This window comes from Mangrovimonas sp. ST2L15 (genome assembly GCF_001280515.1).
GTDB classification, from domain to species: domain Bacteria; phylum Bacteroidota; class Bacteroidia; order Flavobacteriales; family Flavobacteriaceae; genus Mangrovimonas; species Mangrovimonas futianensis.
Genome location: NZ_LBIQ01000019.1, coordinates 38,112 through 52,319 on the forward strand (window position 1 = coordinate 38,112; position 14,208 = coordinate 52,319).

Annotated in this window: 10 protein-coding genes and 1 other RNA gene; 5 read left to right on the plus strand and 6 right to left on the minus strand. The window is 36.4% G+C overall.

Features of this window, described 5'->3' with window-relative positions; translation table 11 throughout:
• Positions 1–103: 103 nt before the first annotated feature.
• The gene (locus ZA07_RS01885; RefSeq protein ID WP_053970040.1) at positions 104–631 is read right to left on the minus strand and encodes a hypothetical protein; all 528 of its coding nucleotides are present in this window, start codon (positions 629–631) and stop codon (positions 104–106) included.
• 192 nt (positions 632–823) lie between these two features.
• Between ZA07_RS01885 and xerD the strand changes: the two genes are divergently transcribed.
• Positions 824–1,720: a site-specific tyrosine recombinase XerD gene (gene xerD, locus ZA07_RS01890; RefSeq protein ID WP_053970041.1), complete on the plus strand. Its 897-nt coding sequence runs from the start codon at positions 824–826 to the stop codon at positions 1,718–1,720.
• Between the two features lie 33 nt (positions 1,721–1,753).
• On the opposite strand, the gene rny is transcribed toward xerD, so the two are convergent.
• From rny to ZA07_RS01905, 4 genes are all read right to left on the minus strand, one after another.
• Positions 1,754–3,331 (minus strand): ribonuclease Y, encoded by a 1,578-nt coding sequence (gene rny / locus ZA07_RS01895; RefSeq protein ID WP_053970042.1) that lies wholly within the window; start codon positions 3,329–3,331, stop codon positions 1,754–1,756.
• 55 nt (positions 3,332–3,386) lie between these two features.
• Positions 3,387–3,494: non-coding RNA, 6S RNA (ssrS, locus tag ZA07_RS15840), on the minus strand.
• A gap of 52 nt (positions 3,495–3,546) precedes the next feature.
• Positions 3,547–3,840: a cell division protein ZapA gene (locus ZA07_RS01900; protein ID WP_053970043.1), complete on the minus strand. Its 294-nt coding sequence runs from the start codon at positions 3,838–3,840 to the stop codon at positions 3,547–3,549.
• An 18-nt stretch (positions 3,841–3,858) separates the two neighbouring features.
• Positions 3,859–4,149: a hypothetical protein gene (locus tag ZA07_RS01905; RefSeq protein WP_053970044.1), complete on the minus strand. Its 291-nt coding sequence runs from the start codon at positions 4,147–4,149 to the stop codon at positions 3,859–3,861.
• A gap of 171 nt (positions 4,150–4,320) precedes the next feature.
• Between ZA07_RS01905 and ZA07_RS01910 the strand changes: the two genes are divergently transcribed.
• The 4 genes from ZA07_RS01910 (at position 4,321) to eutB (ending at position 11,232) form a co-directional block, all read left to right on the plus strand.
• The gene (locus tag ZA07_RS01910; RefSeq protein WP_053970045.1) at positions 4,321–6,009 is read left to right on the plus strand and encodes a M23 family metallopeptidase; all 1,689 of its coding nucleotides are present in this window, start codon (positions 4,321–4,323) and stop codon (positions 6,007–6,009) included.
• Between the two features lie 8 nt (positions 6,010–6,017).
• The gene (locus ZA07_RS01915; RefSeq protein ID WP_053970046.1) at positions 6,018–8,477 is read left to right on the plus strand and encodes a carboxypeptidase-like regulatory domain-containing protein; all 2,460 of its coding nucleotides are present in this window, start codon (positions 6,018–6,020) and stop codon (positions 8,475–8,477) included.
• A gap of 54 nt (positions 8,478–8,531) precedes the next feature.
• On the plus strand, positions 8,532–8,744 hold the full coding sequence (locus tag ZA07_RS01920; protein ID WP_053970047.1) for a DUF2007 domain-containing protein: 213 nt from the start codon (positions 8,532–8,534) through the stop codon (positions 8,742–8,744).
• Positions 8,745–8,901: 157 nt separating this feature from the next.
• Entirely contained in the window at positions 8,902–11,232 is a 2,331-nt protein-coding gene (eutB, locus tag ZA07_RS01925) for an ethanolamine ammonia-lyase subunit EutB (RefSeq protein ID WP_053970048.1), read from the plus strand.
• Positions 11,233–11,299: 67 nt separating this feature from the next.
• Here eutB and ZA07_RS01930 read toward each other — a convergent pair whose 3' ends face one another.
• Entirely contained in the window at positions 11,300–14,137 is a 2,838-nt protein-coding gene (locus ZA07_RS01930; protein WP_053970049.1) for a pitrilysin family protein, read from the minus strand.
• Positions 14,138–14,208 lie beyond the last annotated feature (71 nt).

The window sequence follows — 14,208 nt, forward strand, 5'->3', positions numbered from 1 at the left end:
AAATAATTGTTAATAGTATATAATATAAATAGTTAATAAAATTTATGAAAAAATCCAGACCCAAAAGACCTGGATTGTAGATAGGGAGTATTAATTAATATGATTAAAATTCGAATAAAATACCAGCATTTAAACTGCCAAATTTATAATCATCAAAACCTTCAACATCTGAAAGTTTGTATTTACCGGTGTAAAGGTCATAAGCTAGAAATATCTCAATGGCATTAGCTATATCAATTCCAACAACTGGTTTGGCAAAAAAACCTCCATCTGTGTTATCAGAAAGACCAAAAGCATAACCTAAATCAGCCCCAGCATAAAAGGTACTAAACAAAGTCACTCTACCTGCCGCTGTTACCGGTAAATATTGTACATTATCTACCGTATAAGATGCTCCTAAGATATCAATATCTTTTCCGAAGAAATTTCTATATCCAACGTTAACTCCTAAATTGAAAAAGGAATCAACATCAAAGAAATAAACATATAAATCCGCTCCAGCAGTTAAATCTGAAATATCTGAAGCATCACCCATTGGAAGTCCAATGTTACCACCCAATTTAAACACCTGTGCCTGAGTTGAAGTCCACCCAGCCAAGGATAAAATCACAATAAACAATAGCTTTTTCATGTTGTTATAATTAAGGTTTATAATGTGAAAATAATCATTTTTTTATGGTTATCAACATATTATACCACCGTTTTCAACAGGTTTATTAACAATTAACCCTAACCTATTGAGACTCTGAGTCTGTAGGAATTACTTACAAAACGGCAGTTTTGATCTATTGGTCATTCAAAATGGAAGGTTTATTTTAGTGCCATGAAATGGGAAGCAGCCTTAAAAGATTACCGCCTTTATTTAAAGATAGAACGCGGACTTTCTGAAAATTCCATTGACAATTATTGTCTGGACGTTGAAAAACTTATTTTATTTTTAGAAAATAGGTCTCTTTCTATTTCTCCTCTTTCCATTGAGAAGGATATTATTCAGGAGTTTATTTATACCATTGCCAAAGAGCTTCATGCGCGCTCCCAAGCGAGAATCATCTCAGGTCTAAGAAGTTTTTTTGGGTATTTGGTGTTTGAGGATTACCGAAAAGACAATCCGTTGGATCTCATAGATTCTCCTAGAATAGGTAGAAAACTACCCGACACTCTATCTGAAAACGATATTGATTTATTGATTCAAGCCATTGATTTAAGCAAACCAGAAGGGGAACGCAATCGCGCCATATTGGAAACACTATATAGTTGTGGTTTGCGTGTAAGTGAATTAACCCATTTAAAACTATCAGATCTCTATTTTGAAGAAGGCTTTATTAAGGTGACTGGGAAGGGCGATAAACAACGGTTTGTACCTATAGTGCCTTCTACTCAAAAATACATCCATATTTATCAATCAGAAATCAGGAATCATTTGAACATTCAAAAAGGTCATGAGGACACCTTGTTTCTAAACAGACGAGGAAAACAATTGACACGAGCCATGATTTTTACCATTATCAAACGACTATCGGAGAAAATAGGATTAAACAAAACCATTTCACCTCATACCTTTAGACATTCGTTTGCAACTCATTTGCTTGAAAATGGTGCTGATTTAAGATCCATTCAGCAACTTTTGGGTCATGAAAGCATCACAACAACTGAAATTTATATGCACGTTGAGAAAAGCCACTTAAAAGACGTGGTCAATAACTTTCATCCCAGAAAATAAAAAATCCGATGTTTCCATCGGATTTCCTTTAATCTATTTAGCGATATTCACCGCTCTTGTTTCCCGAATTACGGTCACCTTAACCTGACCTGGATAGGTCATATCGGTTTGAATTTTTTGTGAGATATTGAATGACAGATCCGCTGCATTTTGATCGTTTACTTTATCACTTTCTACAATCACCCGAAGTTCACGACCTGCTTGAATAGCATATGCTTTTTTCACACCTTGGAATCCGAAAGCGATATCTTCTAAGTCTTTCAACCTTTGGATATAACTATCAAGTACTTGACGACGTGCACCTGGTCTTGCTCCTGAAATGGCATCGCAGACTTGGATAATTGGAGCTAGTAATGATTTCATTTCTATTTCATCATGGTGTGCACCAATCGCATTACAAACATCATCCTTTTCACCAAATTTTTCTGCCCATTGCATTCCTAAGATAGCGTGAGGGGTTTCCATGTCCGCTTCCGTATCTGGAACTTTTCCTATATCGTGAAGCAAACCAGCACGTTTAGCCAACTTAGGATTTAATCCCAATTCAGCAGCCATAACGCCACACAATTTTGCTACTTCTCTAGAGTGCTGTAATAAGTTTTGGCCATATGAAGAACGGTATTTCATTCTACCTACCATTTTCACCAATTCTGGATGCAGGTTATGAATTCCTAAATCGATAACGGTACGCTTACCAACCTCAATTATTTCTTGATCTATTTGCTTACGTGTTTTCTTAACGATCTCCTCAATTCTAGCTGGGTGAATACGTCCGTCGGTCACCAATTTATGCAATGATAAACGAGCTACTTCACGTCTAACGGAGTCAAAACAAGATAAGATAATTGCCTCTGGTGTATCATCCACGATAATCTCTACACCTGTAGCCGCCTCAATAGCGCGAATGTTTCTACCTTCACGACCAATGATTCGTCCTTTTACGTCATCAGACTCTATGTTAAAAACAGAAACACAGTTATCCACTGCTTCCTCGGTTCCGATACGCTGAATGGTATTAATGATGATTTTCTTGGCTTCCTGTTGGGCCGTCATCTTGGCTTCTTCCATGGCATTTTGAACATAACTCAATGCCTCATTTTTAGCCTCACCTTTAAGAGATTCCACCAATTGTTCTTTGGCTTCTTCAGCTGATAAGCTAGAAATTACTTCTAGCTGTTGTACTTGGCTTTTATGTAATTTATCTAATTCATCTTGCTTTCGGTCTAAAATTTCCAACTTGTGATTGTAATCTTTCACCTTTTGCTCCAAAGAATCATTTAATTTTTTGTTTTTGGAAAGCTCACTAGATACCTGAGATTCTTTATCTCTTGTGCGCTTTTCGGCATCAGCCATCTTCTTGTCTCGAGACATGATTACTTTTTCATGCTCAGATTTTAATTCAATAAACTTCTCCTTTGCTTGAAGTATTTTATCTTTTTTTATTGACTCTCCTTCTGATTGAGCCTCTTTTAAAATTGATTCAGCCGATTTTTTAGCTTCGTTAATGAGTTTTGATGCAGCTTTCTTTTCTATCATTTTAGCAATGATAAAACCAATAACCACTCCTAAAACTACGCCTCCTACAATTAATATAATTGCGTTATTATCCATGTTTAGTTTAGTTAATTATATATAAAAAAAGCCTACACTAGTTTGACGTTTTTATAAACTCCTTAAAAACAAGTTTAGGGCTAACAAGCTGATCAAGTATCTGCTCAAAGACAGCACGCTTTTACAACTTAAACTCACCCTTTTTAAAGAATTAATGTTGAGTTTACCAAAAAAAATAACTAATGTAGGCAGTAACCTTTTTATTTTAAAGAACGTTAAGAGCTGTGATTTTCAAGAAGTTGATTTAAAGCTATTAACTTATCCTCCACTTGCTCACTTATCACATTTTTATCTATAGTTTTCTGCTCCGCCTGTGAGGCAAACTGTAAGGCACACATGGCCAAAACATCTTGTTTATCTCTAACGGAATAACTTTGCTCAAATTGTCTAATCATGGCCTCAATTTTTTTTGATGCCTTACGTAGACCTTCTTCCTGACTTGGATGAATAGTCAACGGATATACTCTATTTGCTATCGAAAGCTTGATTTTTAGCTTATCATCCGCCATGAAATCCGTTTTTTGACATTATTCGGACAACTGTGCTATACAATGGTCAATTTCCCGAATCAATGAATTTATTTTGAGCTTGGTCTCTCTTTTATTATTGTCACTACCTAGCATTGTATTAGCTACCTTTAAAGCTTCGTATTTTTCTTTCCAAGAAGTAATTTCATTCTCCTTTTCTTGAAGCTCTAAGCGAGATGATTGAAGCTGATGTTCCAATTTTTGATTGTTTTCCTTTAGCACTTCCATTCTATTTAAAACCTTATTAATTCTAGTTTCTAAAGTGCTGACAATCTCTTCAATCTTGCTCATTGGCTAACGCAATACTATTAAGACAAAGTTAATATACCTTACTATAAATAACAATTGTTTTTAAATAAAATTGTGAAGAACCTATCTTAATAGACTTTATTATGGCCTTCAAGCGTTTAGTGTTTTGACAAGTGACCTCAAATTAATAATTTTAGCAACAATAAAAATTTTATGAAATATACCCTAGCCTTATTCCTACTTTGTTCTCCCTTATTGAAAGCTCAAAATATCTATCCTCAGGATTATTTTCAAAGTCCTCTGGATATAACCCTCGTGATGGCGGGGACATTTGCCGAATTACGCTCCAATCATTTCCATTCAGGAATAGATATTAAGACACAACAAGTAGAGGGTCTTAAGATTTATGCAGCGGCTGACGGATATATTAGTCGAATCAAAATTGCCCATTTTGGATATGGTAAAGCTATTTATATTACGCATCCCAATGGATATACCACCGTGTATGCCCATTTGCAAAGATTGAGTCCCACTCTAGAAGCTTACATTAAAAAACTGCAGTATGAACAAGAAAGTTATGAAGTGGAAGTTTTCCCCAATCCTGATGAGTTAATAGTTTCTAAAGGAGAGGTCGTTGCCTACAGTGGTAATACAGGAAGTTCTGGTGGCCCGCACCTTCATTTCGAAATTCGTGATAATGCGGAGCGCCCTATTAACCCTATGTTATTTGGACTGGACATCAAAGACACCACTCCCCCTTTCATTAAAAATGTTTATGCCTACCCAATTGGACCAAATTCCCATATCAACAAATCCAACGAAAAGCAAAAACTACGCTTAATTCGACAACCAAACAATGATTATGTAGTGGAAAATGTAGAAGCCTATGGGAAAATTGGATTTGCCATTGAAGCAAATGATAGACAAGATTTGGCTTATAACAATAACGGCCTATACAATATCCAAACCTTTATGAATGGAAATCAAAAGATTGAAATTGATTTTCACAAATTTTCGTTTGATGAATCAAGCCACATCAATCGTTTCATTGATTATGAGCAATATATCCATGAAAAACACCGACTACAAAAACTATATAGGGACACAAACAACCCCTTGAGCATTTATAAAAATTTGGATGATGAAGGTTATTTACAGATTCAAGATAGCACGTCTTCCATTTATAAGGTCAAAGTTTCCGATTATAAAAACAATAATACTTGGCTTACAATCAACATCAAAGGAAAAAAATACGATACCATTAAAAAAGAGGAACCTTTTAAATCCAATTACTTTATATACGCCAATAAAACCAACGAATTGGTGCATGACAAAGTAGCTGTAGAATTTCCTTCCAACACCTTTTATGAGGATTTTTACATGGATTTTGCCCAAACCAATGATACCATTAAACTGCATGATGAATCTATTGCAGCCCAAAAATATTTTACAATCACCTATGATCTCAGTCATTACAAACCAGAGGATTTAGAGCAGCTTTACATTGGCCGTTTGGTAGGCTACTACAAACGTCCTTATTATAGCTCCACAAAAAAAGAGGGCCACATACTTTCTACACGAACCAAAACGTTAGGTATTTATGCCTTAGCGAAAGATACAGTGGATCCCACCATCAAGCCCATCAATTTTTCAAATGGAAAATGGGTAAGCAACTTTAGGTATTTAAAATTAAAAATTGAGGATAAGGAATCTGGAATTTCTAAATACCGAGCTACGGTAAATGGGAAATTTATTTTAATGGAATACGAATATAAAGATGACATGTTAACCTTTGATTTTAATGATAATGTCATCACAGAAACCGAAAACAATTTAAAAGTCATCGTAACGGATAATGTCGGAAATAGTAGTACATTTGAAGCTACATTTTATAGAAAATAAACCAACTATTGAAATCACTAATCTGCTATTTAGGTCTTATTCTATTAGTTCCTGTTTTAGGTTTTTCTCAACAAGGTATACTGAAAGGAATCATCCTAGACGAAAAGAATGCCCCAGTTGAAGATGTCAACATTCAAGCGGGTGATGTAGGAACGACCACCAATGAAAATGGTTTTTTTATTTTAAAAATTCCTGCAAACAAAGAGATAACGGTTCAATTTACACACATTGCGTTCCAGAAAATTTCGGCCACTTTTAAGTTGGAAAGTGGTGAATCCATGGAATTCAATCCGGTCATGAATGCCTCAACCGAGCAAATTTCGACTGTGGTCATTACTGGTAGAAAACGAAAGGATGTACAAGGGATAATCACCTTAGAACCAGAAACAATTCGTTTAATACCAGGAGCCAATCCAGGTGTTGAAAACATCTTGCAAACCTTACCCGGAGTAAGCAGCAACAACGAATTAAGCACTCAGTATTCGGTACGCGGAGGTAACTTTGATGAGAATTTGGTCTATGTCAACGGGATTCAAGTGTATCGCCCATTTTTGATTCGTTCGGGACAACAAGAAGGCTTGAGCTTTGTGAATACCGATATGGTTCATAATGTCGATTTCTCCGCCGGTGGATTTCAAGCTAAATATGGGGATAAATTATCTTCGGTCTTAGACATAACTTATAGACAGCCCACGGAATTTGGTATCACAACCGATTTGAGTCTTTTAGGAGGAAGTTTGACTGCTGAAGGCATTTCAAAAGATTCCAAGTTTCAAGCCATTGCAGGAGTGCGATATCGCGACAACAGTTTATTGGTGGACGCGAAGGAAACCGAAACCAATTACCATCCTGTATTTGTAGATTTCCAAACCTATCTCACCTATAGTTTTTCAGATAAATTTCAGTTGAGTTTTTTAGGAAACGCCTCTTTAAACAAGTATGATTACGAACCCTTGACCAGACAAACCAATTTTGGAACCCTGGAAAACCCCATGGCTCTTTTGGTTTTTTATGAAGGCCAAGAAAAAGACCAATATCAAACACTGTTTGGTGCTTTAAAGGGAACCTACCAATTAAATGATCAGGTAACGCTAGAGCTTATTGCTTCCAAATATCACACTACAGAGGAAGAATATTTTGACATTTTGGCTCAATACCGTCTAGGGGAAGTAAACACCAATATTGGAGATGAAGATTTAGGTGAAGTTCAATTTAGTGAAGGAATTGGCGGACAATTGACTCATGGAAGAAACGACTTAGATGCCCTTATTGCCAACCTAGAGCACAAAGGAAGCTATGAAAAAGAAAACAACCATTTTGAATGGTCCTTAAAGTATACACAGGAAGATATTAGGGATCGTTTGGTAGAATGGGAAGTTATTGATTCTGCTGGATTTTCAATCAATCCCCCAAGTAGTGATGCTTTCAATGACCAACCTTATACACCTTATGAAGGCCCCTTGGAAGCTTACAGTAATGTGAGATCTAGAAACAATACAACTATAGATAGACTACAAGCTTATTTGCAATATAGTCGCAGAACCAAAATAGGAACACATGATGTTTGGTTTAATATTGGAGGCCGTGTTCACAACTGGACGGTAGATGGTGACAATTTGGAAAAAAACACACAAACTGTAATTAGTCCGAGAGCACAGTTTGCAATAAAACCAGATTGGAATAAAGACATGCTATTTCGACTAGGAACTGGTTTATATTACCAACCGCCATTTTACCGAGAACTAAGAGATTCAACTGGGATGGTGCAACCCAATGTCAAAGCACAAAAGTCTTTACATGTAGTTTTAGGAAATGAATACAGTTTCAATATGTGGGAACGCCCTTTTAAACTGACTACCGAAGCCTATTACAAACATCTTACAGATGTAAATCCCTACACCATTGAAAATGTTAGGATACGCTATAGAGCTAAAAACAATGCCACCGCTTATGCTTATGGATTGGACCTAAGATTAAATGGTGAATTTGTCCCCGGAACAGAATCTTGGTTTAGCTTTGGCTACCTAAAAACCGAAGAAAACATAGACAACCGTGGGTATATTTCTAGACCAACGGACCAGCGCCTTAAATTTGCAGCCCTCTTCCAAGATTATGTACCTGTACTTCCAAAAATGAAGATGTATTTGAATTTGGTTTACAACACAGGGCTTCCTGGAGGCTCTCCAAGCTACGCAGACCCATATGTTTATCAAACCCGACTGCCTGATTATAAAAGAGCTGATTTAGGACTTTCCTATGTGTTAGTAGAACGTAATGAGACCTTTGATAAGGGTTGGAAAAAACCATTCAAGTATCTTTCTTTAGGTTTTGAAATATTCAATTTATTTGACGTTCAAAACTCCATTACCAATACATGGGTAAGAGATGTATATAGTAAGAGACAGTACGCCATTCCAAACTACCTCACCCCACGAGTTTTTAACGTGAGACTATCAGCCAAATTATAATCTATTGATTTTGCTATTTTTCTTATCTTAGAGTATTAGTTAAATAATACACTTATGATCTGGAAGACCGTAAAAAAAGCGCACAATGAATCTGAATTATTGGTTTTGAAAAGCCGATTGGAATCAGAAGGAATTCCTTGTTTTTTAAGAAATCAATTCACGACCCAAGTGATGAATTATATGCCCACCTTCTTGGTGGAACTTCAGGTACCGGAACCAGATTATGCCATGGCCATGGAAATAATGGACGAGATAGAAACACATTAGTTTTCATTTGTCTATTAATTTTCAATTTCAAATTGAAAATATGGAAATTCAGAAATAAAAATCCAAGCTTTCTGAGGATTTACTATTTCATTGAAATTATCTATTCCTTTTAGTATCTTTAAGACTAACTGATTTTGTGAAAGTTAACTTTAGAGCTATGGATAGGAAAGATTTTTTAAAACAAACTGGTTTGATTGGGGCCTCTGTATTGTTACTCAACCGATGTCAAATGTTCAGTCCTACCAAGACAACTACCAAAGAAAATCAGGCTGTAAGTATTGAAAAACCCAACGGTAAAGAAGACATATTTCAATATATCCAAAGAAAAAAGGGAGCTTTTGATAGAGTGCTTTACAAACAAATTTTAGGGTCGGCTAATGAATTCAAAGAGGGCGATCAAACTATAAAAGTGGCAGCCACCAGTTCCAGTTCCAGATTTCATGCGCGAGAATTGTTGGCCAATACATCTTTAAAAGACCTCAATCAACATCCAGTTTATGAAGATGACCTCTTTAAATTCATCCAAAATTCAACATTACCAGATAAAACCATCCAAGATTGGACCATAAATGATTTAAAGACATTCGTTTTATCAAAACCAGAAGAAGAAATCAAAATGATTATGCCTAGTTTGTCTAGCGATATAATAGCTTGTTTGGTTAAATTGATGACTAATAAAGAGTTGATTCAAATAAGTCAAAAGGTATTCAATCCGTTACCAGATTCCAAAATAGGAAGTAAAGGATACATGGGTGCCCGTGTCCAGCCCAACTCGCCTACTGATAATATTGAAGATATATCCTGGCAAGTTTTTAACGCTTGGTCCTATGCCGTAGGCGACGTTGTTTTGGGTACCAACCCTGTTAGTAGCAATCCAACTTCTGTGGCAAAAGTTGAAGCAGCCTTACTTGATATTATTCAAACCTTTCAACTAGAAACCACCATTCCTAATTGCGTGTTGTCCCATGTAGATGTTCAAGCAGAAGTAGAAAACATGCATCCGGGAACAACGGGGATTTGGTTTCAAAGCATCGCAGGAACTGTTAATGCTAACAAAACCTTTGATGTAACTATTGATAAAATGCTCCAATATGCCTCTGAAAGAAATGGTCAATTTGGATTTTATGCCGAAACAGGTCAAGGTGCCGACCTTACCAATGGCCATAGTGAAGGATTTGACATGGTCATGCACGAATCCAGAAAATATGGATTCTTAAGAGGGTTAAAATATAAGATTAATGAGATCAAAAAAGATAACAACTCATGGGTACATGTTAATGATGTAGCAGGTTTTATTGGACCCGAAGTCTTCAAATCAAAAGAACAGTTGGTAAGATGCTGCCTAGAAGATACGGTTATGGGTAAACTGCATGGACTCACCATAGGTTTGGATATCTGCTCCACGCTTCATATGGATATCAACCTAGAAGATCTTGATTGGTGCATTGAGCAAGTCATGCCCGCTAATCCAGCATACCTTATGGCATTACCTACTAAAAATGACCCCATGCTTAGTTACCTAACTACCGCCTTTAGCAATCATGTAAAGATTAGGGATCAATTTGGATATCGTGTAAACGATGCCATGTGGGACTTTTTCAAACACATTGAAGTCATTGACGAGCTAGGAAATCCTACCGAACATTTTGGAGACCCCATTTGGGTTTATTATAAATATCAAAAAGCAAAAGGAGATGTTAGATCTTATGAGATAATTACTGAAGAAGGTCAAGCCTTTATCGATAAAATAGAAAAACGAGGGGTATCTATTGCACAAGGCTATGGGGAAAATCCTTGGGATTTGGAACCAAAATTAGATGCAAAAGTACATCAACTGTATGAAGATGCCAAAATCAGTCTTTGGACGGAAATGTCGTCAGAATTTATTCAAACCATTCCTGCCGCCTACCCTATTATTACACAAGCACAAAACCGAAAGGATTATGTTTATCATCCCGCTACTGGTGAGCGCTTATCTGAAAGTTCCATAGATAAATTAAAACGACTCAAAGCCACTTGGGGAAGCTCAGCTCCTGATATTCAGATTATCATTTCTGATGGTCTTAATGTAAGAGCACTTCAAGACACTGGTCATTTGCAACCCTATTTAACCGAATTAATTCAAGGTATTACTGAATATGGATTCAGCTTGAGTAAACAACATTTAGTCATCACCCACGGAAGAGTAAGAGCTGGTTATGCCTGTGGCGAACATTTATTTGGTACTTCAAAGCATGTAAATAAATATCATGGAATTATACATATCATTGGAGAAAGACCGGGATCTGGACATCACAATTTCTCAGCTTATGTAAGTGTAGCATCAACAGATTTATGGCACAAAAAAGGAGGTGTAGATCATGATATTACTAGAGTGATATCTGGCATTTCAGATACTGCCTTGAAACCTAAAGAAGCTGCCAAGGAAACAATGACCCTTATAGACAACTTATTTAAATCTCAACACAGCAAACAGCAGGTTTCATAAAACCAAATCCCCGAATAATAAAAAAGCACTTCAATGGAAGTGCTTTTCATTTTTTATTCAATATTAATTACAACTGATTGCCATGTATATCTAATTCGATCATAGGTTTTCCTAGTTTCTTCACTTCATCCCACTGAGTTGATTTATCACCAACAATGACATAGATCATTTCTTTTTCTTGTAGGTACTTGTTTATGATCTCCTTATAGTCAGCAACAGTCATACTGATCAATTCTTCCTGATCCTTTTCGATATAATCCAATGGTTTGTCATATTTACTAATATTCCTAAGAATACCCATTTTGGAACCCAAACTCTCAAAGGCTCTGGTATTATCTTTTAAGATTTTATTCTTGGTGATTTCAACTTCCTTTTCACTGAAATTAGGTCCGTAATTAGTGAGCATATCCTGAATAATTTCCAAAGATGGTAAGGTTGCATTTGCTCTAACATTAGTAATTACATAAAAAGGACCTACCTCTTTACTAGTGGCAATTCCTGAATAGGCACCATAAGTATATCCTTTTTCTATCCTAAGGGTTTGGGTCAACATGCCACTAGAACCACTACCTAAAACTTCATTTGCAAATTCTAAATTATTAAAATCGGCATCTTCAGCAGAAAGCGCCAATTTACCGATATAAAGAACTGATTGTTTGGAGTCTGGAACGTCAATAAAATAGATTGTATTTGCTTTTGGAGACTCTGGAAGAATGTAAGATGGCATTTCGGGAGCAGGCGCTTTCCAAGTATTTAAAGCCGCAAACACTTTTTCAGCTTGAGCTTGGGAAACATCCCCTACCACATGAACCTTAGCATTTTCAGGAGAGAGCATCGCATAATATGCTTTTAAATCTTCCAGTGAAATCCCAGCTGTTGTTTCTAAAGTACCACTGCCTGGAATTCCAAAAATATGGTCATCACCATAAAGTAATTTGGCGTAATTGATGGATGCAATAGATCTAGGTTCTGCTTCCCTTCCTTTTAAACTCGTTTCAAGAGCCTGTTGTAATCTTGAAAATTCTTTGGAATCCCATCTTGGTTCCAATAACATTTCTTTTACCAAGGCGACGGTACCTTCTAAGTTTTTACTTAAACAAGATCCCGTGATTCTAAAATCTTCATTAGAACTTGAGAATGAAATACTAGCTCCAAGCATCCCTATGGCCTCTTCTAATTCTGCTGGCGTTTTGGTGGCGGTACCTTCCATCATTAAATCACCAAGTAAATTGGCAACACCTGACTTTTCTTTAGAATCCAAAAGGTGCCCTCCGGGAATGGTTATTTCAAATTGTACTAAAGGCACTTCATTATTTTCAATCCCATATAAAGCCAATCCATTATCTAAATTGGCCTTATAAATTTCGGGAGCTTGAAATAAAGGCATGTCACCAAAAGGAGGTTCACTCCTATCATATTTACTCGGTGTTTTCTCATAATCAGCCTCTTCTCCTTGACCTACTTCTTCGGCTGCAACATCCTGTTTTACCTCTTCCACCCAAACAGTAGCCTCTTTGGAATTTGCTACTGCCAAATCCAATTGCCCTTTGGGAACCACACTGGTCATTACATAATTCTGACCTTTGATATATTTGTTATAAACCCTCATAACATCCTCCTTTGTGACGGCATTGGTAAGATTGGCTGTTTGGGTAATATAACTAGGGTCACCATTGAACTCATTATCTTGAACTAATTGAAATGCTTTATTTAAAACGGTACTAACACCTTGATATAACTGCGTTTCCAATTCTGCTTTGATACGCTTCAAATCTTTATCCTCTACTCCATTAGTTTCAAATCGCTTCAAACCTTCATCCAAAGCTATTTTCACAGAATCCAAATCAACCGCATTATTGGCTCTTACCCTCAATACAAATTCCCCTGCCAACTCACTACTGCTTTGATAAGAACCAACATTGGGAGTTAATTTCTTTTCCTCAACAAGCACCTGATAAAGAGGCGCTTTTTTACTTCCACTCAAAAGATTTCCCAAAATATTTAACGCATAGGTATCTGGATGATACTCTTCAACGGTTGGAAATACCATCCGTAATTCAGGTAACTTGGCAAAAGTATCTTCAAAATATAAATACTTGCTTTCAGTTAAAGTAACAGGCATTGGCTCAAGAGGATCTACATCTGGCCCTCTGTTAATTTCACCAAACCACTTTTCAACTAATTCTTTGGTTTTGGCAATATCAATATCTCCAGCGATAACCAAAGACGCATTTTTAGCTCCATAGTATTGAGCATAAAACTCTTTAACATCATCAATCGTAGCTGCTTGTAAATCTGGTAATTGCCCTATTACCGTCCAGTTATAAGGATGACCCTCTGGATAAAGATTTTTTCTAATAATTTCATCAGTATATCCGTAGGGTGAATTATCAACTCTTTGGCGTTTTTCATTTTTAACAACCTGTTTTTCACGTTCCAAAGCTGCTTCTGTTACTGTATTAATCATATACCCAAATCGATCAGAGTCAATCCAAAGGATTTTTTCAAAAGCGTCTTTTGGAACCACTTCATAATATACTGTTCCATCACTCCAAGTTCCTCCGTTACGCTGACCACCCCATTCTGGAATTAATTTTCTATTGGCTCCTACAGGTACATTTTCAGAATCATTAAAACTCATGTGTTCAAAAAAGTGGGCAAATCCCGTTTTCCCTGGTTTCTCCCTATTGGAACCAACATGCATCATAGTTGCCACCGCAACGATAGGGTCACTATGATCTTCATGTAAGATAACTTCCAATCCATTGTCTAAAGTGAATTTTTCATATGGAATTTTAAAATCAATAGTGTTTTCTGAATTTTGAGCGGTATCCTCGGTGCCAGTATTTTGATTACAGGAGGTAGCCAACAAAAAGACAGCCAATAAAGTAAAGAGTGCTTTCATTTAAATCTTGTTTTCTGATTAAGTCTTAAAAATACAGAATATATTTAAAATGTCATGCTGACATAAAGCAT